Genomic DNA, 22,987 nt, shown 5'->3' with positions numbered 1-22,987 from the left:
AAAGCTCTCCGTCAGGGGAGAGGGTGCATGAACAAGGCGGCAACGGGGGAATTACCGTTCGTGCTCCCTCTGCCGCCTTTTGTACCAGCTTTCCAGCAGTTGCACGATCAGGTCTTCCTTTTGTTTTTCCGAGAAGTCTCGTGGGAAGAAGCGGTCGATTCGTTCTCGCTGAATACTCATTTTTTCTTTCTGATTCGGCTTTTCCTCCGTTAGTATGGTGTAAATGACATCTGTATTCAGCCTGCCTTCTTGACTCATCTTTTTCATACGCTGAGCCTGTGCAAGTGAAGGCGTGCAGTCCTCTGCCTGCATGGTATCGAATAGGGCTTGCTGTTCTTTCTCGGCCAAGTAAGATAACTCAACGGCAGGATTAAAGGCAATCCGTTTGTCGTCTACCATTTCGAGAATGTGAGGAGTGAGTTCGGTTAGGCGAACGTATCTAAATATTTGGTTTTTGCTTTCGCCCATCTGTTCTGCCAATATCTCGCTTGATTTCTTTGCAGCAGACTTGTTCCCAACTTGGGAACGAGTTAAATCTGTTCGTTGTCCTTGTCTGTTCATTGCTTCCAATTTCATTTTGTAGGCAAAAGCTTTTTCACTCGGAGAAATATACTCCCGTTGCAGGTTGCTATCCACCATGATGATAGTCGCTTGATCATCATCCAACTCGCGAACGAGACATGGAATTGTCTCCATACCAGCCAATTCACTTGCCTTCTTTCGACGATGGCCAGATACCATCTCATATCCGCCGCCAGCCTTTGGCCGAACCAAACCGGGAACAAGGACACCATACTGCTTGACACTATCCGCCATTTCTAACATCGCTTCATCCGCCCTTACCTTAAAGGGATGACCGGGAAATTCACTAATTTCAGCCAATGGAATATCCATCACCTTTTCCCGTTGCGAATCGTTGCGGCTTGCCTCAGTCGAGAATAAATCATCGACTTTGGTCAGCTTTATGCTGGCGAGCCGATCTTCTTTCGCTGCCAATATCCTGCACCTCCTTCGTAAGTGCAGCGTAGGCTTTAGCAACCTGTCCGTTCGGATCGTGGGCAAAAATGCTCTTGCCCTTGGCGCTAGTTTCTGCCGCGCGGATGGACAGGGGGATTTCTGTATTGAATACACGCAGCTTATCCCCATAATCCCGACGCAACACGAAAGAAATGTCTTTGGCGAAATTGGTTCGGCTGTCTACCATCGTAAGCAACACACCATCCACAGCCAGCTTCGGATTAATTTGGCGCCGAACGCGGGCAACCGTCTGCAAAAGCTGCGTCATGCCTTTGGCGGGCAGATAATGCGCCTGTACCGGGATGATGACGCTATCCGCCGCTGCCAATGCGTTGATCGTCATCATGCCCAAGCTCGGCATGCAGTCGATTAGGATATAATCGTAATCTGCTTTTACAGAGTCGATGTACGAACGCATAATCGTTTCCCTACTCATCGTATTGACGAGCGCCACTTCGACTGCCGATAATTCGATGTTTCCCGGCATCAGGTCGATGCCTTCGTGATGATGCAGAATACCTTCCCTCGGTTCATATGGCTCCTCCGTCATGCCTTTCACCAGCATCGTAGCCAGTGAAACGGATAAACTATCCGGTTCATGGAAGCCTAGCGAATCCGTCAGGTTGCCCTGCGCGTCCGCGTCCAACAGCAGAACCTTCTTGCCTTCCGCCGCCAAGCCAATGCCGAGGTTGACCGCTGTTGTCGTTTTGCCGACGCCACCTTTCTGATTGGCGAGGGCAATCACTTTTGCCATGAAGTTTCTCTCCTTTCATGTAAAAAAGCCGCTTGCCCTAATTTTCAGGGCTAGCGGCTTTTGAAGGGTATCTATATAAAAAGGGAACGCCACGGTTAGCGTCCCCTTGAGTATTCAAATATTAATATTCAATGCTCCGCGAAAATTTATCGATGGTAGGGAGCAGGGCTGATTCTATTGTCGTTCTTCCCAAGTTATCTCAAACGTCTTATTTTTGTCGCTTTTTAATGCTTTTCCGAGATACCGTATGGCAGTTGAAAAACAACAAAACTTCCCGATTTTACTCAGGCGCTCCCTTAACGGTGATGCTAGGGAACCGTTTTTTTGTTCTTCTATTTTGAATTTATATAACCATTTACAACTATATCTAGCTCCCCGGAATCAGGATTAATAACCAGACCGTGAACAGGAGTATCTTTGGGAATCAACGGATGGTTTCTAATTACATCGACGCTTTGGCGAACACTTTCCAAAACTGAATCAAATCCGTGTAGCCAGTCCTTTATTTTAATTCCTGCGTAATCCAACGTTTCGATCGTTTCTTCCGAAATTCCTCGCTCAATCATTTTCTTGGTTGTTGCAGTTGGGTTCACATGAGCCATTCCGCAGTCGTGATGCCCTACAACACAAACCTCGTGAGCGTTTAGCTCATAAATCGCAAAAATGATGCTTCGCATAATGCTGCCGAAGGGATGGGAAACAATCGCACCGGCTGTTTTCAGAATTTTCGCGTCCCCATTCCGCAAATTCATTGCTTTCGGCAGTAGTTCGGTAAGTCTGGTATCCATGCAGGACACAACGACAAGCTTTTTGTTGGGGAGCTTTGATGTTTGATATTTTTCATATTCCTTATTTTCGACGAATTTTTTGTTGTACTCTATCATTTCATTTAACAGCATCTTTGCCACTCCTTTCTATCCATTAAGTATAAATCATTACGTAGGTTGCGAAAAGGTAATAATACAAATACAATCAGCCCCGGAAAGTGCAAAGAATGCTGGAAAACTCCGATTTATGAAAGTACATAGCTTCCAAAAAAAATATGCAATGTTTAGCAAAAACATTTCCTCACTCTGACCAGTGAACAAACTCTTGAGGAGTGTTGCCAAAGAAAACACCCGGAAGGTGTTCTCTTGAACATTTAGTGCATCAACTAAAAATCACTTGATCTATCCACCCATTTCAAATCCAAAACAATAGAAACCCCAATTTTATCGGTAAGTACCTTATTTCTGAAGTCGCGGCCAACAGTCGTAAACGACGTATACTTCGCAGAATACTGATAATTCAGGATTTCTAGGAATCGACCCGACATATTCCTACCACGCACTCCACATGACTGAATTCATATAACATGTCAATCTATTAAAAACTACTACACGGATATGTATCGAACAACTAAATTAAACTCATCCAGCGAACGGCGGTTAACCGTCCTCATAGGCTGTCGCCCCTTCCAGGATCACTGCAAGCCGCCCCCATTGCGATAACTGTGGCTAGGCGGAAGTATCATTATCCCTCCACATGGATTATCGCCTAAATGATACCATCATTTATTTTTTGCATAGGTAATGATCGCTCGCACCCTAAAGGGTAGTCGTGGCGTACCTGCAAAATGGCTTTCCCTTTCAGGCATGCGGGGAATGTACCGGATGAGAGGATATGTTATTGTCAAAGAACGGTCGAGGGTACATCCCTCTACCATCCGTTTCATTTTTGAAGTCAAACCGGACCCTTCTCTCAAAAAAATTTGTGATTATAAAAGCGGCAGCATCAAACTCCTAATAGAGCTTGATGCTGCCGCAATTTATTGTGTAACTGCATCCATTCCGTACGTTTAAAAGACTCTTAAATAAAAGATATGCTCTAACTATCAGCTTCGTTTATCTCGGAAAAAACAGGTGCGTAAATCTCGTTTTGCGCATATCCCTTTCAGCGCCTGGTTCGTATAAGTGGGAATCCATGAAATCCCTTATGGGACATGGGATCGGGGCATTTTCGAAGGGATAAAAAATGGTTCGTATGTCAATCCGGTTATCGCCGCGGAATTGAAACTGTTCAAGGTTCACCCTTCCTTGACTCACACCTTCACGGATGGTCATTTGCAACGGATGCTTGCTCAACCCGATCGTTCGACCTTTAACCGCGTTCCCCATCGTTCCGTACATGGGAGGTATAAAAACCGCATCGCAAAACGCGAAGGCGGCTTTACTTCTTCTCCCTTTATCCATTTGTTCTGGAGTTTCCGATTAGACTGCAGATCCCGCTAATAGCTGGGATACATGGTTGAAGAATTAAACCCTCAGATAGAACCTTGTCATCCTCCCCAACCAGATGTACTATCATACATCGATAATCTTAATTTATTTAGACGGAGGGGACGTATTCATGCAACAATTCGGTCCAGAATGGTTGAAACCAGCTTTTGATCAAAGGTTTAATGACTTGGTAAGGCAAGCGGGGATGCAGCGTGAGATTGATCAATTACAAAACAGGCATCGAGAACTTGAGAATTTGCTAAAAATTGAGTTATCACAAGCTCAGTATGAATTATATCTTGAGATGGAAGAGATCGTAAATTATCGCAATACTCTAATTAATCAGTGGTTATACTTTGCTGGACTAAAGGATGGGGTTCAGTTGTTGAGAGAGTTACGATAATCTCATGAGGCAATTTGATAAAGATCGTTTTGATATTGGATAATCCTAATCATTGCGATCTTAATTTTTGATTCTTCGATTGATGTTGGACTCTGAAATTCAAGTTGAGAATCAGTAAATGCAGAATAGCCAGTCCTCCCCGTTATTCCAGAGAGGGGCTGGCTACAGCAAAACCTACAGCAAAACCTTCCGACCATCCGTTAAAGCTATCGTTCCGCAGAGGATTGTTATTCATTACCATCAACCTCGCCATATTCATTTTCAACAAGTTTGATCATCTCAAAAGGCATAGTGTTAAGAGCCTTCGACAATGCAAATATCGTTGTAAGGGTCGGTTGATAAATACCTCTTTCCAACATAGAAATATATGTCCGGTCAAGGTTACTCTTGAAAGCAAGCTCCTCTTGGGACATTTTTTTGGTAACTCTCAAGGACTTAAGAACTTTGGCGAATGCTAATTCTAAAGCCATAAACACGCCCCCTCAAAAGATTTATCATGATTCAGTATGGGGGCAATATCCACGTAGTATACTCTACAAAAGGGGTTTATTTTATGAAATAATTGTAGTAATATTGAACTATAAATAGTCCAAACGACACAAAACGACACTAACCGTTAGAGTCATTTTCGTATTTAGTTCTATTATTTAGACAATTGCTGAATGATGACATGAACTCCATATTTCTCATATCGAAATGGCAAACCTATTGAAAAATAGGGACGCAAAACTATGGACCTAAGGAAGTTGATTCTATGGTCGCCAAGTTGCCGAAACTGAGGTGAATGTCTCTAAAACATCACTCCTCTTGATGTTTTTTTATTTTTACTCGGGAGGGATAAATATGGCGAGAATTCTGATTGCTGATGACAGCCCTTCAATTCGATTCTTGATCACAACCTTAGTTACCGAAGCAGGCCATGAGGTTGTCTTACAAGCTAAAGATGGACTCGAGGCACTAAACGCATATTACGAAACGAATCCCGATTTATTGATAATAGATTATAAAATGCCGATCATGGATGGAATTACTCTTATTGATGAGATCACAAAAGATGACCCGGATGCCAAATTTTTGATGTGTACTGGTTCGTTTGAAGAGATAGAAAATGTCATCAGGCTTAAAAAGGATGTAAAAGTACTTCAAAAACCATTCGATATCAATGAGTTTTTCGAATCTGTTGCTACAACCCTTGCCAACCATAGTTGATTGGAAAACAGATTCAAGGACTTCTCGCACACAAGACTAATACTAAGTATCTGGAATCAGATATTATCTGGCTAGAAATGAGGTGTCTCCAATGTCAGAAAATATTAGTGAACAAGAAATCATTAATTTATTGAAAAAACTTGACGAAGCTCCTAGTTCTCAACTACGTGAGGGGACTGGATCATTCTCATTAGCTACTCAAGGTGTAGAGGCAAATGATGAGGTCACTGATGGGTATATTAAGGTCGAACAAGGCAAGATTACGGTTGGAAATCCCGCCAATGGGGGTAAGTTTCCGACAATAAAAGCGACTCAACCGGTCAAGTTGCTGGTGGATGGAAAACAGATCAATAAAGAGACGAAGGTTACATCTGAAAGCGTGATCAACTGGGAGATTGAAGAAAAACCTTTATTTGAGATAACCGTATCGGATGACAAAATAGAAGCATATCTGACCATTAATCGGACACAAAGACATGCTTGGATATTAACAGAGAAGTCCCCTTCATTAAATGTGAGTTTAACTGCCGAGGAAGATTTAACTATTGTACTGGAAATGTTGAGTTTACAAGATATTATTACGGCTGTTGAAAATAGGAAGATAAAAATGAATCTTGATGTTGTGGCGATTCAAACGGAGATCCTCCGCCCTTCTTTTCGACCAGTAACCATTGCTAGAGGTAAAGCCCCAGTCCAAGGTCGAGATGCACAACTTGATCTCTATTTCCCTGAAAATATCGAGAACATATTCACTGAGGTCAGGGGTTATATCGACTATAGAAATCATATGAACATTCCTTCCGTCAAGAGCGGAGATGTTATCGCCAAAAAGACCCCTCCTGTCGAAGGCCAGGCGGGGTATGATGTGTTCGGAAATGTGTTGCTTCCAGAACCAGTCAAGGACATTCGTGTTGCAGGAAAGGATAACGTGGAGATAACACCTGATTCCATCGTCATTGCTCTAAAGGAAGGGCGACCCCGAGTTACAGGAAATAAGATCAAATACTTTGATATCAACACGGCATTTATCGTACCAGGAAACGTGGATATTCAGACAGGAAATATTGTGTTCGCGGGTGATGTTATCGTGTATGGCGATGTCACGGACAACATGATCATTGAATCACTTGGAAACATTTATGTGGCTGGCAGTGTTTTCAATGCAACATTAACCGCGACTGGCAGTATCGCAGTCAAGGGAAACGTAATAGGAAGTAATCTTTATTCAGGGTATTTCGGAATGCTTTACAACCGGCTCTATAACAGTTCTAAACAATTGATTGAAATACTTGAAAAAATGATGGAAAGTGCGAAGTTATTGCTTCATGAGTTGGCCAAGAAAAATACGCAGGTACGTTATGGACAAGTCTTAGTGCTGATTACGGAAAACAAATATCAGCAATTCTGGGATGTTGTGAAAGAATTGTTAGGCGTAATTTCCAGTATTCAATCTTACAATAAAAATGATTTTCAGCAGTTGAACTATTACTTGGAGTTGTTTCTGCAACCATCAAAAATGATTGAGGTAATGACAGCACCGAGAATGGAAGATTTCTTGCGTATTCTGAAAGAAGCACATATGAGAGTCGCCTTAAGCCAAGAAACGAACGTGCAAATTGTCATCAATAAGGGGCAAAAATCAATTCTCAAGTCGAATGGAGACATTCTCATTCGTAAAGAAGGAGTGATCCAATGCGATCTCTATTCAGCAGGGAACATCATCTTCTTTTTGGACAATTCCGTATGTAGGGGTTCCAAACTTGAGGCGGGAGATACCATATCAGCAATGTTTGTTGGTGGGACGACTGGAGTATGGACAAGCCTTAAAGCTGCAAAGAAAGTTATTGTGAAGAAAATGTTTGAAGGCAAAATCATTGTGGATCGGTATAGTGTGGATATCTTTGAACCAGTTGAAGAAAAGACGTTTGACCGCAATAGTATCAGACAGATGGCATAAGAAAGCGGGTGATTCCTATCGATAATACATGGTTTATTGGGAGAAGATTAACCAACAATATCTATTCCAAGCAAGGCAGCTTGCTTCTGCCAAAGAACATTATTTTAGAGACTCGCCATCTTGATCTTCTACGTCAACATGGAATCGAGATTATGGCAGAAGATACCGAGTTGGTCATCGAAGTAATCGTTGATGAAGCGATATCTGAAGTTCAGTCGATCTATGAAAAGATACACCATAAATCCAGTCAACTTTCAAATCAAGTTATCCGTCATACTGTTATGCCGAAAATTCAAGAAATGTGTTTCAATAATAACCTTTCAAACGTCATATTGGCCTTAAGCAAGAAAGATCATTACACGTATCGACATTGTATCGGTGTTGCAGTCATCTCCTACTTAATTGGTAAATGGTTGGGGCTGAAAGATGAGGAACTGAATGATCTCGCCGTCGCGGGGTTGCTACATGACCTTGGAAAAACCAAGATCCGTGACTCGATCTTGAAAAAAGAAGATAAACTCAGTTCGGAAGAGTATTTAGAGATGAAACGCCATACTAACTTGGGGTATGAAATGATTAGCAATCTTCCTGGCATGACGGAACAACAAGCCTTAGTTGCTCTTCAGCATCATGAACGGGAAGATGGCAGCGGCTATCCTTTTGGGGTCTGTGGTGATAAGATCACGAACTTTAGCAAAATTGTAGCGGTTGCCGATGTGTTCCATACGATGGTTTCAGAACGGGTGTATAAGAAGCCAGTACCCTTGTACCAAGTGTTTCAAGAAATCTATCAACGTGCTTTCGGATTATTCGATCCGATAATTGTTCAATGTTTTATTACCAACGTCATGAACAGAATGATTGGGGACTCGGTTATCTTGTCAGACGGTCGAGTGGCTCGTATTGTGATGCTGCATCCAGATGACTTGATCAATCCACTGGTTGAGTTTCAAGGGCAATATTATGATCTACGGCAGTCTAACCATAAAATCTTGGGCTTTGCCAGCAACCAGTAACGATGAGGTTGGGATAATTCTGATATTTCGTGTGAAAAATAGTTTGATCTAATATCCTATTGATAAGTTAACGTAAAAATAGCCTGCTGAAGTTTTTCAACAGACTGAGGGCCGGATTTACCCGCCCTTTCACAAATTGTAAGTCATTGGCTTCATCACCCTTAGCGGCTTTTGTCAATCACGGCAATCAGCCGCTTTTCGATATCCTCCGCGATTCCCATCAACGCTTCATTTTCAACGAACCCGATGAGTGCCGTCGGTTTGGGGAGTCCGATTTTAGTCGTTCCCCCTTCGTCATAGACTGCAATTTTACACGGTAAAAAGTAGCCGACCAGCGAATTCTCGCTCAGTACCCGCTTTGCCTCAACCGGATTGCACACTTCGAGAATGTGATACGTCTGATCGAAATCGACGCCCTTCTCATTCAGTTTTTCCTTCATGTCAAGCTGCCACAAAACCCCGAACTTTTCCTCTTTCAGATTTTCCTGCAGAGCGGCGATCGCCTGTTCCGGCGATTTAGCCGTTTCCATCGTATAGTGAAACATACGCTTCATCCTCCCATTATTTTGTTGGACCATTCATTTTTCACAAAGTATGCAGTAGTGCGAATCCGTCGGAAAATGTACGCGTCGTATCCGCAGTCCGTGCTGCACTAACGATTTTTTCATATCTTCGGAGGAAATCCGGTGATGAAGCGGCGGCCCTTGTTCCGACTCTTTCTTTTCCCATTCCAGAATGAAACAAAGTCCGCCCACAGTCATCACCCTTTTTATTTCCGCCAAGCCTTGATCGAGTGTTTCGGCCTCGTGCAGAACGAGCGAAGCGATGACACGATCCGCAGTCCCTGCAGCCAGTGGAACATTTTCCATCGCACCTTGCAAGTAAGTGATGTTCTTCAGCTTCTCCTCTTCCGCCTTCACCTGGATGATCTGCAGCATTTTCGGCTCCACATCAAGTGCGTATATGGTTCCCTCCGTCATTTTTGCGGCCGGAATCGTAAAGTAGCCGCTGCCCGCCCCGATATCGAGAACAGATTTCGCCCCCCTCACGTTCAGTTCGGACATTAAAGGCTGCGGGTCAAACAGCGCGCGACGCTGCGGGTTATCGAGTTTTTCCAGATGCTTCGGGTTAAAACGGCGCTCGTGCATAGTTTCACTCCTGTGCATATGAATGTTGATTCCTTAGGAACTCCGGAAAGGTATTTCTACATCCAATTTATGTTAACCCCGAACCGGTGAGTTTAAACGCTCCTTATGGAAACTGAGCGCAGGACGGTTCCGCTGGACGTCATTTTGTAACCTTGCCGCTCCACGCCCCAATACCGCCCTGCAAATGGGCAAGTTTGCGATATCCGCCCCGGCCAAGTTTCTTCGCGGCACTTTTGCTTCTCATGCCGCTCCTGCAGTACAGGAACACATCCCGGTCTTTCGGAATCTCGTTCATCCTTTGTGACAGCTGGGAGAGAGGGATGTTTTTCGCCCCCGGAATGAATCCGCCTTTGTATTCGTGAGGCTCGCGGACGTCAATCAGCAGGCTGTCCTTGCTTTGCTGCACGGCACTTCGGAAATCGGCGTCGTTCAAATTCCTCAGCCCTTTGACCGGCGCAAAACGCGTGTAAAAAAACAGTCCCGCAAAAACAATAATCACGATGTTGATCATCAACGATGTATCCACGATATCACGCTCCTTTCCTAACTTCTGCTCCTCTCATCGCGGTCAAAAGTTAGCGGCTTTTCACTAGCAATTCAACGGCTTCTTGAACCAGCTTTCCGGTGTCATTTCCTTTTTCTTTTTCCTCTAGAATGCACTGCTCCAAATTAACGGCTACAATGTAGGCCATGGCTTTATCTGCGGCGCTGCGTACAGCTGAGAGCTGTGCAACGACATCCTTGCAGTTTTTGCCTTCTTCCATCATTTTCAGAATACCTCGAACTTGTCCTTCCATTCGTTTTAGCCGCCGAACTGTGTTATCATCATATTTCATCATTCACATTTCCTCCATTCCATACATGTATGGGTATATTATGTCTGAAAAATGCTTATTGGACAATATACCTTGCGTATCGCGTATAGTTCGAGAAAGCCGTTGTTTTTTAATATACGCGCGGCTCTCATGCTTTTTCGGCGGCTATCAGAGAGGATAAGGACAGGCTCATCCGGTGAAAGCTCCTTGTTCCAGACGAACGGTAAACGGCCTAACGATATATTAATTGAACCGGGGAAGTGGCTTTGCCGATAATCAACCGCATCCCGGACATCGAGAATTTTCATTGTTTTCGTTACTTCCGATACACCCTCTAATATCCCTGAATCTACGAAAGCCAATCCGTTTACTGGCAAGAAACTTCGTATGATCCATATAACACCGAGTGAAAGAAGCAGAAATAGAATAGACATTTCGTCTCCTCCTTGCCAAGCATTTTCCGAGCCGCTTTAAACCGCATGCTTCAGGTTGCCACGACTGCCTTAGCCATTAAATAAAGAGGTTCACTTTCGCGTTACAGGCATCTCCCAAATAAGCGGCTACCCCTGCATACTCCAAACCATCAATGAACTCCTCTTGTTTCAAACCAAGAAGATCCATCGTCATCGTGCAAGCGACCAACTTTACACCTTGTTCTTGCGCCAATTCAATAAGTTGCGGTAAGGACAGCGCATTGTGTTTTTTCATGACGTGCTTGATCATTTGAGGACCCATTCCGGCAAAATTCATTTTAGACAGTCCTAATTTATTGGCCCCCCTCGGCATCATCCATCCGAAGGCTTTTTCAAGAAAACCCTTCTTGGTTTTCACAAGTTCATCTTTACGAAGTGTATTCAAACCCCAAAAAGTAAAGAAAATTGTCACTTCGTGGTCATAAGCGGCAGCCCCGTTTGCAATAATGAATGCCGCGATTGCTTTATCCAAATCCCCGCTGAACAACACAATCGTTGTATTTTCCTTGGTTTCCATGTTCAAATCTCCCCTTTATTATTACGTATACCCCTATAGGTATTATATAATTGATGACCTTGAAATGCAAGAACGGATAAAATCCATGAATTTCAATGTGTGACCCTCCTATACGAAACTTGAATAAGAAGGTATAATAAAGCCAAGTAAGTTCATATGAAATGAGGACTTTATGATGCTAATTTTATTGAAAAGGATGTTTGAAAATAAATGTCCAGAGTGTAAGGAAACTTTATCATGTGAGAACGATGTTCTATGTTACATCAAAATCTGTCCACATGGCCATTACAAAGAAGAAACCTATCCTACCCTCGGGGTAAAAATCGTTTATAATCCTTCAAAATAAGCGAACACTTTTATAGGTGTCCGCTTATTTTTTATAAATGCATTTATTGTTTTTTTACATAAAACTTAAAAACACCGTTTTCTTCCTCATGTTTAATAAGTTCGTGCTTGGTTTGTTTGACCCAAGCCTGAAAATCATTAATGGAGCCTTTATCGGTAGAAAGAACCTCCATGATTTGTCCGGTTTGCAAACCATCCAGCGCTTTTTTCGCCTTGACAATCGGCATCGGGCACGCCATTCCTTTGGTATCAACAATAACATCTGCTTGCATTCGATAATTCCTCCTTATTTATCGTGAACCGCGCAACGGTTTGGACCTATTTCCATTTCACGTTGTTCATCGTCAGTCGGTTGAATTTTGCCCATATTGGTTTGACGTATTTCTTGATAAGCGTTGGGCTGCGGCGGTAAATTTTCCGTAACTGTACGTCTAAACTGTGCTTCATCCTGGATGTTTAATCCCGGGTTCTTTTGATACAGGTCTCCTAAACGGGCAGATACTTTCCCGCCGTCACCGAGTTCGGAAACCTTTCCGAAATGAGCGGGAAGCACGATTAAATCGTTCGACAGTTCTTTATATCGGTTATACAATGTGTTGCGCAGATCTCCGACCCAATCCTCCGCTTTACCCGCCAAGTCGGGACGGCCGATGGATTCGATGAATAAAATATCGCCCGTCAGCAAATATTGATCGTCTATAATCAGAGAAGTGCTGCCAATCGTATGACCCGGCGAATATACAGGTTGAATGTTAATTTTCGTATTCCCTACTGTAATGACATGACCTTCATCAAGCTTTGAGTAATTGAAAACGACTTCCTCAGCATCTTTCGGAGGCAGCCAGTAGGTTGCTCCAACTTTCTCGGCTAATGTTCTTCCCCCTGAGATATGGTCCGCATGAAGGTGTGTATCAATGGTGTGTTTGATCTGCAGTTGGTTTTCTTTTGCAAAGTTTTCAAACACTTCGGTCATTCTGAGCGTGTCCACCATGGCCGCTTCACCATTAGAAATGACCATATAGGAGAGGCAGCCTTTACCGATCCGGACAAACTGGTAAATCGAACCGCCGTCTTTTAAATCGCCGATTTTGATGGGTTCCAAATGTTCGCTCCAAGACTTCATGCCTCCTTCCAGATAAAAAACATTGCTCCGTCCTGCTTCCACAATCTGTTCAGCAATAAATTTGGATGAGCCTTCTTTTGCACAAACAACCAGCACTTTTTTACCATTTGAAATTTTATCGAGAGCTGGATCCATTCCGTCCAACAATTCAAAATAAGGGATATTGATGACTTCAATACGTTCCCCTTCAATTTTCCAGTCGTTAAAATCACTTTCATTGCGAACATCAAGAATAAATAGTTCTTCCTTATTTAACACGATTCGTGTTAGTTCTTTTGCAGTCATTACCTGTAAATCAGATCCTGTTGTCATATTTCAAATCCTCCTTAAGTTAGAACGTTAGAGAAACGTTGGCATCTTTTGCAAAATCCAAGAAGGTCACCGCGCCTCCGACTTCGATTCCTTCAATAAAATCTTCTTTCTTCAAGTTCATGACGTCCATGGTCATTTGGCAGGCGATGATTTTGACACCCATTTCTTGCGCCATATGAACCAGTTCGGGAATGGAGGGGATATTTGCGTTTTTAAACCCTTCAACAAAATGTTCTTTTCCCGCAGGCAGCGTCAATTGTTGATACGCCTGTCTATGAATTAAATTCAATCCTTCAAACGTGAAGAATATGGCGACTTCTGCATCGGTTGCGGCGGATGCTGTTGAGATGTTGAATACCTTATAGGCGTCAAACAATCCACCGTTGCTTGCGATAATAGCGACTTTTGTAGACATAAGTGTAATGACCTCCGTTACGTTTTTGGATTATTGATTTTTCTCAGTCGGACCGGTCCAGCCGGACATACCAGGCACTACGTTTCTAACATGTTTAAAGCCTTTTTCAGCTAACAACTGGCATGCCATATCGCTTCGGGTTCCTGTTCGACATACGACTTGAATTTCATGATCAGGATTCAACTCATTCATACGGTTTTCTAAATCACCCAGCGGAATGGAAATGGCTCCCGGTATACGATGAAAAGCATATTCCGCCGGTTCGCGCACATCCAAAACCGTCAATTTTTCATTTGCTTTCAGCTTTTTCTGCAGCTCCTCATTGGTCAAAGTATGAGGAAAATTCACTTCTTTTTTAACTTCATTCGGATTTGATTTACGAAGGTAATGTTTCAACAATTCTCCTTCGTGAATCGTACCTAAATATTGATGACCCGTGTTTTTAGCCCAGCCTTGAATATCTGCCAATGAACCTTTATCTGTAGCTTGAACCTCGATAACTTGCCCGGAATTCAATTGATCCATGGCCTTTTTCGTTTTTACAATGGGCATCGGACAAGCAAGCCCTTTACAATCCAGTGTCAGATCTGCTTGAATCGCTGATGGTGTAGACATTTCCCTTGACCTCCAAGTTCGTTTTTATGTGCCGGCACCTATTTCCATCCCCCAGCATCTCACCAACCATAACCTTCACTATAGTTTATCCCCATCGAGGAAATTTCCTCTCCCACATATACATATACCCCTATTTGTATTAAAGTGGCTAAAATTTTTTCGCTGTTATCAGCCAACTCACAAATCATGTTCAGTAATTTATTCTAATGGTTATTTTCCGAATTCGATGTCCCCGTTCCATTCCGACATGCCGCCAGCCATATTAACGACCTTGTAACCTAAAGATTCCAGATGTTCACAGGCCAGGCCACTTCGATTGCCGCTGCGGCATACAACGATAATTTCTTTCTGAGGATCCAGTTCTTTATGCCTTTCACTGATAAATCCCAAAGGGATGTGCTTTGCACCGTGGATATGGCCGGATTCCCATTCATTATTTTCCCGAACATCCAGAATGTTCAATTTTTCTTCTTGTTCTATTCTTCGTTGTACTTCTACAGGCATGATCTCTTTTGAATATTTACCTGCCACTTTAAACAACTCCTGTTCATGTCAAAATATTCAACCAAATTTTAATTACTGTTGCCGTAATCAACCCGGCAAGTATCCATTGGAGTACTTTTACGTTCATTTTTTGTCCGGCTTTAGCTCCTAGCGGGGAAGCAAGAATGCTTGCTACCACCAAAACTATGGATGGAATTAGAAGCATATGGCCACCCATTACTTTACCTACGGTTGATCCTATTGACGAAATAAACGTAATCGCCAATGAAGAAGCGATGGCTACGCGTGTTGGAATCTTCAATACAACCAACATAATCGGGACAATTATAAAAGCACCGGCAGCACCAATGATACCTGAAAGAATACCTACGATTGCAGCTGAAATGGAAGCAATAACAACATTAAACCGAATATTAGAATAATTCTCGTTATTTACCCCCTTTTTGGGCAAAAACATCATAATTGCCGCAATTAATGCGAGAACAGCATACGTTAGATTAATTGCTGAATCAGGAAAAAACTTGGAGCCGTATGCACCGATGAAACTACCAATAACAATGGGAATCCCCATGTAAAGGACTAGTCTTCTGTTAATCATCTTGCCTTTACGGTAAGCGAAGATTCCAGCCAATGTGGCGAAAAAGACTTGCACGGCACTAATTGCAGAAACTTCTTGCGCTGTAAACGCGACAAATCCTAAGACCGGTGGAATATAAAGCAGCATCGGATAATTGATGATCGAGCCTCCGATCCCAACCATTCCCGAAATAAAGGAACCGAGGAACCCAAGAGCAAACAATGTAATAATCCAGCCGAAATCTAACTCCATAAGTCACTCCTTTCCCTGTAGTATGCTGAAAACATTTCACTTTTACATACTCAGAAGGATATTTTCTTAAAAATTAATCTACATATCTCAAAATAGCCGTTTTGAGCTTGCTATGCGGTTGAATACCAACAACGTTTCCATTTCTTTTCCTCAGTGAAACAACTTCAAAGTCGGTATTCCTTGAATTTGGTACTTCATAGCTCCAAGCGGATTCTTATCAACATTCAGCTTGGCTACAATAACATGATTCCCTAATTCACTTGCTAATTCGTCGAGTATCGGGGCAATAATCCGGCAGGGACCACACCAAGGAGCCTAGAAATCGACCAATACCATCTGATTGCCCTTAAGAACTTGCTCAAGAGAAGCGTCGGTTACTTTTACTGTGGACATCTTTTTCCCCCTCCATTCCGAGATAGACATTATACATATACCCCTATGGGTATCATGATAGTTGATCTTATGACTTTTGTCAACGTTATGAATCGCATCAAAAGTATAAATTTCGTTGTTCTGCCGTAAGCTAACCTCACACACTTTGCTAACGTCTTTTGACGATGTTGTTCGCCAGTTCGCATCTAAGCTTAACGATGGATCGCATTCTACACCATTCGAATCGTCATTTTAGAGCGCAACTGTTGGTTCGCATAAAATGATCTTAATAGTAACCGATAATCTTTAATGTCTTGACCTATGGTATGCCACACTAAATTGGTCTCGCCCATCTTTTCGGATAAGGCCACCTTTGTTACAATTTTATATACATATACGGGTATATGTATATATTACACAGTGTCTCTGCTTATTGTCAACATGTTGGGAATAGAAATAAGATCCCTAAAGATATCCAATTGTTTTTCGTATGTTCTATCTTGTCAACAATATTAATTCCACGTCGACAACACCGAAATGAGATAATGTTTTTTTCAGCAACTCCTTCATTCGATCCTTGTCAAGATGATTTTCCGAACGATCAACCCGAAGAACAATCTCGGCATGCTCATGTTCAAAATGTACCAGTTCCAAAGATGTTGACGAAGGAAAGGGGTTTATATAGCCTTTTATCCGGGTCTGAAGTAATTGCTTAATCGCCGTGATTCTCGGTGCCTTCACCGAGGTTTTATTCAAATAGGAGGTTTCCAGGGGAACCACAGTTTCGTTTTGAACTAAATAAATGACGTAAGTTTCCTCGTTTTCCTGATTCTCTTCCCGTGCCGCATGAATCCGCAACGATTCCTCATTGATTTGTTCCATAATCCGCAGGGTCACTTCCGTCTCCTTCAATCCTTCGAAACGATATAGTTCGTTATCGTGCAGATCCAGGAATAAGGTAGTCGGATTTGTTTTGATCCGATAATGGTTTGTCACGTCCGTATCGACATCCACATGGACAATCTGAAATTCAAGTCCTTCGACGCATCTTCGAACTTCTCCGAGCACACTATTCATCGATCTACCCAACGGACAAGCTGATAGGGTAAAGAGCATGACCTTTCTTACGATTTGATTCATTTGAACGCCTCCATTCATTCACTTGATTTTTGAAACCGCTTGTTTCATCATGTCGTAATTGATGGCCCCTTGAAACTTTTCCCGAATGACGCCATTGGAGTCGAGAAGATACGTGGTTGGGTATGCCACAACCTGGTACGTCTGCATAGTGGTACCTTCCTCGTCCAGCACGACCGGAAACGTTAAACCGTAATCTTTGACGAAGGCAGGAACCGAATCTGCATTTTCTTCCGTTGGGGTTAAATTGACTGCTAGGATGACTACTCCTTGTTTGTTGTAATCTGCATAAAATTTCTGCATATGAGGCATCTCCACACGGCAAGGCGGACACCAGGTGGCCCAAAAATTGATCATTACTTTTTTCCCCTGGAAGTCGGAGAGCTTGACGGTCTGGCCTTGCAAATCTTTCAGCTCAAAGTCCGGCGCCTTTTGTCCCTTTTGAATACCCCTCTGAATGTTTCCCGCTTCTTCCGTTGCCGGTGAAGATTCCGATGTCTTTTTGCCATAATAATCGTAGACGCCGTATAGAACGAGCCCCAACAACATGATAATCGCGAATATGCTTTTTTTCATTTTTCTGTCTCCTGTCGTTAAAAGTTGATATTCCAAAACGTATATTTGGCGAGCCATGCACTTAATTTTTGCAACTGTCCGGAAAACAGAAGCGCTCCCATACCGATCAGAATCCAGCCATTGATTGCGGAGAGAAGGGGCATCCATTTTGTCATCTTTTTGATGACCCCCATGGAGTACGTTAACAGTAAGGAGATAAGCAAAAACGGGACGCCCAATCCCAGTGAATACACAGCCAGCATAGAGATACCGCTCCAAAGCGTCTCCGATGAGCCGGCTAGCAGCAAAATCGATGACAGCGCCAAACCGACACAAGGACTCCATCCTGTTCCAAACGCCAAACCGGTGAAAACCGAATGGATCGTGCCGTTTGTCCAAGTGCTTTTTGATTCCCATGTTTTACCGGTTATCAACAGCCGCAGCTTTAAAAGTCCCGTCATTTGCAAACCAAATACTACTATTAGGAGACCGCTTATTTTTTGCACCAAATCTCGTTCTTCGGCAAAAAAACTTCCAATGAAACTGGCAGAAGCCCCCATCGCGATGAACACGAGACTGAATCCTGCGATAAAGCTGACAGACCGGACAATCAGTATCCCCCGATTAACGACCAGCTTGCCTTCATGAAAGGATGAACCTGTCAAGTGGGACACATAAGCCGGAATTAAGGGGAACACACATGGAGATAGAAAAGAAAGCATGCCTGCGGCAAAAGCAACGAAAACTGTAATATTTTCCATTCTATCCCCCTCTTACTGATTTCACGTCAAACCATGACCATGTAGTAAAACATACGGCAAGAGCAAGAAAAACCAATTGCTGTTCACTGAATGATATGAAAAATAACGGACGTGCGTGATCCATAAACAAGAGCAGGACATTTCCGATGGAAAACCATACTCCGAGTTGAATTGCTCTCGCTGAGCTGCCCGTCTCTTGAAAAGTCAACAACGACAGCAGGAACAAGGCGGTCAAACCCGCGTTTGCCACGTTATACCAAAACGGCCCCTCGCCAAAGGCAAGCAATACGAGCTGACAGGCCAGCCAACCTGCGAGGAAAAAGGTGATCAGAGCAATCATCACCATCTTCACAGAAATGGGCTGTTTTGACGACCGATACCCTACATAGGCTAAGGCGATCAAGCTCGCTATCCATTGGCCGCGCTCTCCTCCGTCAAAAAACAGCAACGACACGGGCTGTTGAATCACTCCAACCGGATCAAAGAAAAGAACGCTCCCTTTCCAAATGACAATCCATAAGAAGAAAGCATTGGACGCCATAGTGAGGATTAGATTTCTCTCTGGCTTATTGCGTAATCGATAACGCAGCGCCAGCCAGCCAGCCGCCCCAAAACACAAGGTAAGCAACATTTGTCCATTGATGATGAAAGGGCCTAACTGCACGGTGCTCAATACAATCACCTCCTCCATTTTTGGCTCTTTATAATCCCGAACAAAGTTCATCTTATCTCATCTTTTTTAAGAAGAGATAAAGCAAATGGAAAAAAGTGCATCCAAGTCTCGTCCAACCCTGTGCTACGCTTAAATTATCCCGCAAGCAATCGTTACCGCTTCGGGAAATTTATAAGTATCACAGGAGGAATTTCGATGCTCCAGAAGAAAATTAGCAATCGCATTATTGGCTCCTGCACTCATCGCCGGAACGATTTCGTTTGGACATGACAGCGCTTTGGCAGCAAGCGGCGGGGACGCTGTCATCATGAAAAGTGTAAGCTTTCGGGACAAGCCCTCTTTGAGCAGCGACCGTATCGGTTACTTAAAAACATGTGGAAATAACGGACCGTGTCAACAGCTATTGGTTCAAGGTCAAGGATGATGCTGGCCGTACCGGATATGTGACAACTCAAAACCAGCATATAAAGGTGGAGGAATCTTCTTCCAATTCAAACGTCCAAAATACCTCAGATAGGGCAAAGAACATCATTGAAAAGGGAATGAAGTATTTAGGGACGCCCTACAAGTTCGGTTCTAGCCGTTCCAATACCGAGACATTCGACTGTTCCGATTTTGTTAGGCAGGCATTTAAGGAAGTGCAGGAATTATTCTCCCGGGGAATTCCAGAACTCAAGCCGAATATGTGAAAAAATCGGCAAAACGACAACCAACTGGCAGCAACTAAAACCGGGAGACATAATGTTCTTTATCTCTTACAAGGGCAATAAAAGCTCCAGTTACTCCGGAATCAACAAAGTAGCGCACCGAATAACAAATAACGGCATCTATTTGGGAAATGGCAAGATTCTGCGCTAGTGCCTGGTAACTGGGATTACGCATACGGTACGGATCAGCTATTTTCCCTATTAAGCCGAGCTTCCATACCTGCCTTAACGATGAACGCGTCTTCAACTTCCGCCAAGCAAATTCCTTTTCAATCTTACATGATGAAGGAGGTAGGGGGGATCAAGGTGGGTCTGACGGGATGGACTTATCCTTTTGTGGATCAAACCATGCCGCCGTTCTTCTCGGAGGGATTGATTTTTACGCTCGATGTGGAAGAAATGAAAGCAGTCATTCAACGATTGCGGGTGGGGCATAAAGCGGATCTTGTCGTAGTGATCAGTCATATGGGGTTGCCTCTAGACGTTAAAGCGGCATCACTCATAGACGGAATCGATATCATTCTAAGCGGCCATAGGCATGACCGGATTGCTAAACCGATACGCCAGAATGGAACCTGGATTATTCAATCTGGGGCGAGCGCTTCCTTCCTCTGTCAACTCGACCTTACCTTTGAATACGGGAAAATCACGAATGTACGGCACCGTCTCATCCCACTGCTCTCCGATCAATTCGAAGAAGATCCCGATCTCTCCCTCCTGATCAAAAAGATCATGCAACCATACGAGACACAATTGAATGAGGTCATTGGCGAATTGAAGACGCCGCTGCATCGCATGACCCTGAACGAAACGCCGATGGATTGTCTCATTACCGACGCTTATTTGCATGCGGCAGAGGCGGACATCGCCTTATCCCACGGATGGAGGTACGGCGCGCCGGGGCGGATGACGGTAAAAGACCTATACCAAATCATTCCGACGAATCCGGAACTGTTTACAGTTGAATTGGATGGTCAGAGTATCTTGAAGGCTTTTGAGGCGAATCTGGAGCAAGTCTTTTCTCCCGATCCTTTTCAACAGAAAGGCGGATATGTGTTGCGCTCATCCGGAATAACGATGGCCTATAAGCCCTATAATCCTAAAGGCAACCGCATTGAACATTTCCTCGTTCGAGGTAATTCGGCCAAGAAAAAATTGGAGCTGCATGCCCATAAAGCGATCAAGCATTTTTTTGCTGATCACAAAATCGTTGAAATCGGGGAGTCACCCCATATTTTTTGTATTTGACTGATCAATTTCTTGAACGGGCTGCGAAACCAAACACCGAGGGATCGTAAACCAAAAGGAATGTTTGTTGCCTTCTGAATAAAGCCCTGACTTTCCTCCAAGCTGTTCGACAATTTCTTTGACAATCGCAAGTCCGAGGCCGCTTCCTTTTGTATTCTCCCCTCGATGCCTTGACGGATCAGCCTGGAAAAACCGCTCAAATACAAGCTCTCGCATATCCTCCTGCAAAGGTTCTCCCAGGTTGCTTACAGTAATTCGATAAAACTGATCGTTGGCTTCCCCAGTCGCCCATACGTTTCGTCCCGTGTTGTATACTAAAGCGTTTTTCAACAGATTGTTCATCACTTGTTTTAGCCCGTCATCGTCCCCTATCACGGTATCTTCCTGGATGGAAACGTGTAGTTCAATGTCTTTGTTCTGATATTCCAATCGAAACGTTTGTATACAACGGTTCGTCAGTTCATGGATATCTATTTTGCTTAAAGCCAATCGAGTCTTTTGCCTGTCTTCCCACACGGTGAGTTGATGCAGTTGTTCAACTAACCGGGTTAAATGCAAGGATTCCTCCAAAAGCGATTGATAAAGCTCCTGATTTCCCTCAAGCACGCCGTTGCTCAATGCCTCCAAGTACCCATTCAAACTGCTTAAAGGCGTCCGCAGATCATGAGAGATGTTGCTCAGCATCCGTTTCCGGTTTTCTTCCGTTCGCTTCAACGTTCGAGTCAATTCATTAAAGTGTCGGGTGAGTTGACCGATCTCATCTTCCGATGAGGGTTGAATGGGTTCCGGGTACGTTCCAGCTGTAAGCTGCCGTGCAGACTGAGTCAGCCGTTTGAGCGGGGCTAATAGCCTTTTGATAAAAAAGAAGTGGATGACCGCGGCAACAATGATGGCCAGAACACTTGCCCTTAACAAGTAAAAGTGCATCGTTTGATTGAAAAACTGGCTTTTTTCTTCTCCGACCAGTTGGTACTGCCCAACCAATATGCAAGCAAAATCTTTAACAGAAACGCCTGCAAACCAAATCACAACGGCAATGACTACAACATTGACCACGATTAATTTCCATTTCAGATGGTTCTTCCAAGCTAGAACATACTTAATAGGCGACAAACCGATACCCCATTCCCCGAATGGTTTCAAAAAACAGAGGGACTTCATTTGATGTCTCGATTTTCTCCCGAAGCTTACCGACATGGACATCCACCGTACGATCGATCACCGTCTTCTCTTCGTTCGGATAAAGCTCCTGAAGGATTTGTTCACGCGTTAAAATCCGATTCGGGTGCCTCATGAAATAATACAGCAATTTAAACTCATGTGTAGTAAGCGGAATGATGCTGCCGTTATATTTAACTTCCCCACGCAGCGGCTTGATGGTTAATCCCTTATAACTGATTTTACTGCAACGGTTAGCTGTTCTTCTAAGTACCGCATCAACCCTCGCGACAACTTCTTGTGGACTGAATGGCTTGATGATATAATCATCTGCTCCCATTTGCAATCCTTTGATTCGATCGGATTCATCCACTTTTGCCGTTAACATAATAATGGGAATATCGCTTTTCAACTCGGTGCGGATCCATTGACATAAGTCTTCCCCGCTTTTTTTCGGCAACATGAGATCCAGTATGACAAAGCACGGGTCCAATTTCATGAAAGTATCCATTCCATCTGCCCCGTCTTGCGCTTCCAATACTTCATATCCTTCTCTTTCCAGATATAATTTAAGGAGGCGTCGAATTTTGGCATCATCTTCTACGATTAAGATCGTTTTTCCTTTCAACATTCTTCCCCCTTTAAACGTTAGAGAATAGGATACAA

General features: G+C 43.5%; 31 protein-coding genes and 1 riboswitch. Of the genes, 7 read left to right on the top strand and 24 right to left on the bottom strand.

Annotated elements, in window-relative coordinates; translation table 11 throughout:
• Positions 1–51: 51 nt before the first annotated feature.
• The 3 genes from G519_RS0106365 to G519_RS0106355 form a co-directional block, all read right to left on the bottom strand.
• Positions 52–996, bottom strand: coding sequence for a ParB/RepB/Spo0J family partition protein (locus tag G519_RS0106365; RefSeq protein ID WP_029193966.1), 945 nt, complete (start codon positions 994–996; stop codon positions 52–54).
• The gene (locus G519_RS0106360; RefSeq protein ID WP_029193965.1) at positions 944–1,771 is read right to left on the bottom strand and encodes a ParA family protein; all 828 of its coding nucleotides are present in this window, start codon (positions 1,769–1,771) and stop codon (positions 944–946) included. Before G519_RS0106360 ends, G519_RS0106365 begins: the two co-directional genes overlap by 53 nt.
• A gap of 332 nt (positions 1,772–2,103) precedes the next feature.
• Complete coding sequence (locus G519_RS0106355) at positions 2,104–2,670, bottom strand: beta-class carbonic anhydrase (protein WP_036632206.1); 567 nt, start codon at positions 2,668–2,670, stop codon at positions 2,104–2,106.
• A 1,053-nt stretch (positions 2,671–3,723) separates the two neighbouring features.
• On the opposite strand from G519_RS0106355, the gene G519_RS52015 reads away from it, so the two are divergent.
• Positions 3,724–4,041, top strand: coding sequence for a hypothetical protein (locus G519_RS52015; RefSeq protein WP_084160047.1), 318 nt, complete (start codon positions 3,724–3,726; stop codon positions 4,039–4,041).
• 118 nt (positions 4,042–4,159) lie between these two features.
• The gene (locus G519_RS0106340; RefSeq protein WP_029193961.1) at positions 4,160–4,432 is read left to right on the top strand and encodes a hypothetical protein; all 273 of its coding nucleotides are present in this window, start codon (positions 4,160–4,162) and stop codon (positions 4,430–4,432) included.
• 227 nt (positions 4,433–4,659) lie between these two features.
• On the opposite strand, the gene G519_RS0106335 is transcribed toward G519_RS0106340, so the two are convergent.
• On the bottom strand, positions 4,660–4,902 hold the full coding sequence (locus G519_RS0106335) for a helix-turn-helix domain-containing protein (RefSeq protein WP_029193960.1): 243 nt from the start codon (positions 4,900–4,902) through the stop codon (positions 4,660–4,662).
• A gap of 218 nt (positions 4,903–5,120) precedes the next feature.
• A riboswitch (cyclic di-GMP riboswitch) is annotated at positions 5,121–5,206 on the top strand.
• A 69-nt stretch (positions 5,207–5,275) separates the two neighbouring features.
• Here G519_RS0106335 and G519_RS0106330 point away from each other — a divergent pair.
• The 3 genes from G519_RS0106330 (at position 5,276) to G519_RS42005 (ending at position 8,614) form a co-directional block, all read left to right on the top strand.
• Positions 5,276–5,641 carry a response regulator gene (locus G519_RS0106330; protein WP_029193959.1) on the top strand — a complete coding sequence of 122 codons (366 nt, stop codon included), beginning with the start codon at positions 5,276–5,278 and terminating at the stop codon, positions 5,639–5,641.
• A gap of 91 nt (positions 5,642–5,732) precedes the next feature.
• Positions 5,733–7,598, top strand: a complete 1,866-nt coding sequence (locus G519_RS0106325) for a DUF342 domain-containing protein (RefSeq protein WP_029193958.1) — start codon at positions 5,733–5,735, stop codon at positions 7,596–7,598.
• 8 nt (positions 7,599–7,606) lie between these two features.
• A complete protein-coding gene (locus tag G519_RS42005) occupies positions 7,607–8,614 on the top strand; it encodes an HD-GYP domain-containing protein (protein ID WP_244280033.1) in 1,008 nt (335 codons plus the stop codon).
• Positions 8,615–8,775: 161 nt separating this feature from the next.
• On the opposite strand, the gene G519_RS0106315 is transcribed toward G519_RS42005, so the two are convergent.
• The 18 genes from G519_RS0106315 to G519_RS47265 all read right to left on the bottom strand — a co-directional run bounded on the left by G519_RS0106315 (position 8,776) and on the right by G519_RS47265 (position 19,541).
• Positions 8,776–9,159, bottom strand: coding sequence for a DUF302 domain-containing protein (locus tag G519_RS0106315; protein WP_029193957.1), 384 nt, complete (start codon positions 9,157–9,159; stop codon positions 8,776–8,778).
• 33 nt (positions 9,160–9,192) lie between these two features.
• A complete protein-coding gene (locus G519_RS0106310) occupies positions 9,193–9,762 on the bottom strand; it encodes a class I SAM-dependent methyltransferase (RefSeq protein ID WP_029193956.1) in 570 nt (189 codons plus the stop codon).
• A gap of 139 nt (positions 9,763–9,901) precedes the next feature.
• Positions 9,902–10,288, bottom strand: coding sequence for a rhodanese-like domain-containing protein (locus G519_RS0106305; RefSeq protein ID WP_029193955.1), 387 nt, complete (start codon positions 10,286–10,288; stop codon positions 9,902–9,904).
• A gap of 49 nt (positions 10,289–10,337) precedes the next feature.
• Positions 10,338–10,601: a metal-sensitive transcriptional regulator gene (locus G519_RS0106300; RefSeq protein ID WP_029193954.1), complete on the bottom strand. Its 264-nt coding sequence runs from the start codon at positions 10,599–10,601 to the stop codon at positions 10,338–10,340.
• Between the two features lie 35 nt (positions 10,602–10,636).
• Entirely contained in the window at positions 10,637–11,011 is a 375-nt protein-coding gene (locus G519_RS0106295) for a rhodanese-like domain-containing protein (protein ID WP_029193953.1), read from the bottom strand.
• 76 nt (positions 11,012–11,087) lie between these two features.
• Complete coding sequence (locus G519_RS0106290; RefSeq protein ID WP_029193952.1) at positions 11,088–11,567, bottom strand: DsrE/DsrF/DrsH-like family protein; 480 nt, start codon at positions 11,565–11,567, stop codon at positions 11,088–11,090.
• A gap of 389 nt (positions 11,568–11,956) precedes the next feature.
• On the bottom strand, positions 11,957–12,184 hold the full coding sequence (locus tag G519_RS0106285) for a sulfurtransferase TusA family protein (RefSeq protein WP_029193951.1): 228 nt from the start codon (positions 12,182–12,184) through the stop codon (positions 11,957–11,959).
• Positions 12,185–12,198: 14 nt separating this feature from the next.
• On the bottom strand, positions 12,199–13,347 hold the full coding sequence (locus tag G519_RS0106280) for an MBL fold metallo-hydrolase (protein ID WP_029193950.1): 1,149 nt from the start codon (positions 13,345–13,347) through the stop codon (positions 12,199–12,201).
• A gap of 19 nt (positions 13,348–13,366) precedes the next feature.
• Positions 13,367–13,762, bottom strand: a complete 396-nt coding sequence (locus G519_RS0106275; protein ID WP_029193949.1) for a DsrE/DsrF/DrsH-like family protein — start codon at positions 13,760–13,762, stop codon at positions 13,367–13,369.
• 30 nt (positions 13,763–13,792) lie between these two features.
• Positions 13,793–14,377: a sulfurtransferase TusA family protein gene (locus tag G519_RS0106270; protein WP_029193948.1), complete on the bottom strand. Its 585-nt coding sequence runs from the start codon at positions 14,375–14,377 to the stop codon at positions 13,793–13,795.
• 210 nt (positions 14,378–14,587) lie between these two features.
• Positions 14,588–14,908 carry a rhodanese-like domain-containing protein gene (locus G519_RS0106265; protein WP_029193947.1) on the bottom strand — a complete coding sequence of 107 codons (321 nt, stop codon included), beginning with the start codon at positions 14,906–14,908 and terminating at the stop codon, positions 14,588–14,590.
• 16 nt (positions 14,909–14,924) lie between these two features.
• Positions 14,925–15,710, bottom strand: a complete 786-nt coding sequence (locus tag G519_RS0106260) for a sulfite exporter TauE/SafE family protein (RefSeq protein ID WP_029193946.1) — start codon at positions 15,708–15,710, stop codon at positions 14,925–14,927.
• 150 nt (positions 15,711–15,860) lie between these two features.
• Positions 15,861–15,989 carry a thioredoxin family protein gene (locus G519_RS52010; RefSeq protein WP_244280044.1) on the bottom strand — a complete coding sequence of 43 codons (129 nt, stop codon included), beginning with the start codon at positions 15,987–15,989 and terminating at the stop codon, positions 15,861–15,863.
• Positions 15,990–16,577: 588 nt separating this feature from the next.
• A complete protein-coding gene (locus G519_RS0106250; RefSeq protein WP_029193945.1) occupies positions 16,578–17,222 on the bottom strand; it encodes a hypothetical protein in 645 nt (214 codons plus the stop codon).
• Between the two features lie 18 nt (positions 17,223–17,240).
• Positions 17,241–17,795: a TlpA disulfide reductase family protein gene (locus tag G519_RS0106245; RefSeq protein ID WP_029193944.1), complete on the bottom strand. Its 555-nt coding sequence runs from the start codon at positions 17,793–17,795 to the stop codon at positions 17,241–17,243.
• 17 nt (positions 17,796–17,812) lie between these two features.
• Complete coding sequence (locus G519_RS0106240; protein WP_029193943.1) at positions 17,813–18,535, bottom strand: cytochrome c biogenesis CcdA family protein; 723 nt, start codon at positions 18,533–18,535, stop codon at positions 17,813–17,815.
• 1 nt (position 18,536) lies between these two features.
• Entirely contained in the window at positions 18,537–19,208 is a 672-nt protein-coding gene (locus G519_RS0106235; RefSeq protein ID WP_127527758.1) for a hypothetical protein, read from the bottom strand.
• A 129-nt stretch (positions 19,209–19,337) separates the two neighbouring features.
• The gene (locus G519_RS47265; protein WP_127527756.1) at positions 19,338–19,541 is read right to left on the bottom strand and encodes a hypothetical protein; all 204 of its coding nucleotides are present in this window, start codon (positions 19,539–19,541) and stop codon (positions 19,338–19,340) included.
• 41 nt (positions 19,542–19,582) lie between these two features.
• On the opposite strand from G519_RS47265, the gene G519_RS47260 reads away from it, so the two are divergent.
• Together G519_RS47260 and G519_RS41995 are read left to right on the top strand one after the other, a co-directional pair.
• Positions 19,583–19,897, top strand: coding sequence for an SH3 domain-containing protein (locus G519_RS47260; protein ID WP_029193940.1), 315 nt, complete (start codon positions 19,583–19,585; stop codon positions 19,895–19,897).
• 168 nt (positions 19,898–20,065) lie between these two features.
• Positions 20,066–21,163 carry a bifunctional metallophosphatase/5'-nucleotidase gene (locus tag G519_RS41995; protein ID WP_051253155.1) on the top strand — a complete coding sequence of 366 codons (1,098 nt, stop codon included), beginning with the start codon at positions 20,066–20,068 and terminating at the stop codon, positions 21,161–21,163.
• On the opposite strand, the gene G519_RS41990 is transcribed toward G519_RS41995, so the two are convergent.
• Complete coding sequence (locus G519_RS41990) at positions 21,140–22,276, bottom strand: sensor histidine kinase (RefSeq protein ID WP_051253153.1); 1,137 nt, start codon at positions 22,274–22,276, stop codon at positions 21,140–21,142. The genes G519_RS41995 and G519_RS41990 overlap by 24 nt on opposite strands.
• On the bottom strand, positions 22,263–22,952 hold the full coding sequence (locus tag G519_RS0106205) for a response regulator transcription factor (RefSeq protein ID WP_036632198.1): 690 nt from the start codon (positions 22,950–22,952) through the stop codon (positions 22,263–22,265). Before G519_RS0106205 ends, G519_RS41990 begins: the two co-directional genes overlap by 14 nt.
• Positions 22,953–22,987: the final 35 nt, after the last annotated feature.

The sequence above is a fragment of the Paenibacillus alginolyticus DSM 5050 = NBRC 15375 genome (assembly GCF_000422905.1).
Taxonomy (GTDB): domain Bacteria; phylum Bacillota; class Bacilli; order Paenibacillales; family NBRC-103111; genus Paenibacillus_E; species Paenibacillus_E alginolyticus.
Note: the sequence above shows the minus strand (reverse complement) of the source record. Positions and strands in the feature narration are given on the sequence as shown.

Excerpts from the sequence above, each read along its gene's own strand:
- G519_RS0106360 (WP_029193965.1), bottom strand. The coding sequence starts at position 1,771 with ATGGCAAAAGTGATTGCCCTCGCCAATCAGAAAGGTGGCGTCGGCAAA.
- G519_RS0106355 (WP_036632206.1), bottom strand. The coding sequence starts at position 2,670 with ATGCTGTTAAATGAAATGATAGAGTACAACAAAAAATTCGTCGAAAAT.
- G519_RS0106340 (WP_029193961.1), top strand. The coding sequence starts at position 4,160 with ATGCAACAATTCGGTCCAGAATGGTTGAAACCAGCTTTTGATCAAAGG.
- G519_RS0106335 (WP_029193960.1), bottom strand. The coding sequence starts at position 4,902 with ATGGCTTTAGAATTAGCATTCGCCAAAGTTCTTAAGTCCTTGAGAGTT.
- G519_RS0106330 (WP_029193959.1), top strand. The coding sequence starts at position 5,276 with ATGGCGAGAATTCTGATTGCTGATGACAGCCCTTCAATTCGATTCTTG.
- G519_RS0106325 (WP_029193958.1), top strand. The coding sequence starts at position 5,733 with ATGTCAGAAAATATTAGTGAACAAGAAATCATTAATTTATTGAAAAAA.
- G519_RS0106315 (WP_029193957.1), bottom strand. The coding sequence starts at position 9,159 with ATGTTTCACTATACGATGGAAACGGCTAAATCGCCGGAACAGGCGATC.
- G519_RS0106310 (WP_029193956.1), bottom strand. The coding sequence starts at position 9,762 with ATGCACGAGCGCCGTTTTAACCCGAAGCATCTGGAAAAACTCGATAAC.
- G519_RS0106300 (WP_029193954.1), bottom strand. The coding sequence starts at position 10,601 with ATGATGAAATATGATGATAACACAGTTCGGCGGCTAAAACGAATGGAA.
- G519_RS0106295 (WP_029193953.1), bottom strand. The coding sequence starts at position 11,011 with ATGTCTATTCTATTTCTGCTTCTTTCACTCGGTGTTATATGGATCATA.
- G519_RS0106290 (WP_029193952.1), bottom strand. The coding sequence starts at position 11,567 with ATGGAAACCAAGGAAAATACAACGATTGTGTTGTTCAGCGGGGATTTG.
- G519_RS0106285 (WP_029193951.1), bottom strand. The coding sequence starts at position 12,184 with ATGCAAGCAGATGTTATTGTTGATACCAAAGGAATGGCGTGCCCGATG.
- G519_RS0106280 (WP_029193950.1), bottom strand. The coding sequence starts at position 13,347 with ATGACAACAGGATCTGATTTACAGGTAATGACTGCAAAAGAACTAACA.
- G519_RS0106275 (WP_029193949.1), bottom strand. The coding sequence starts at position 13,762 with ATGTCTACAAAAGTCGCTATTATCGCAAGCAACGGTGGATTGTTTGAC.
- G519_RS0106270 (WP_029193948.1), bottom strand. The coding sequence starts at position 14,377 with ATGTCTACACCATCAGCGATTCAAGCAGATCTGACACTGGATTGTAAA.
- G519_RS0106260 (WP_029193946.1), bottom strand. The coding sequence starts at position 15,710 with ATGGAGTTAGATTTCGGCTGGATTATTACATTGTTTGCTCTTGGGTTC.
- G519_RS0106250 (WP_029193945.1), bottom strand. The coding sequence starts at position 17,222 with ATGAATCAAATCGTAAGAAAGGTCATGCTCTTTACCCTATCAGCTTGT.
- G519_RS0106245 (WP_029193944.1), bottom strand. The coding sequence starts at position 17,795 with ATGAAAAAAAGCATATTCGCGATTATCATGTTGTTGGGGCTCGTTCTA.
- G519_RS0106240 (WP_029193943.1), bottom strand. The coding sequence starts at position 18,535 with ATGGAAAATATTACAGTTTTCGTTGCTTTTGCCGCAGGCATGCTTTCT.
- G519_RS0106205 (WP_036632198.1), bottom strand. The coding sequence starts at position 22,952 with ATGTTGAAAGGAAAAACGATCTTAATCGTAGAAGATGATGCCAAAATT.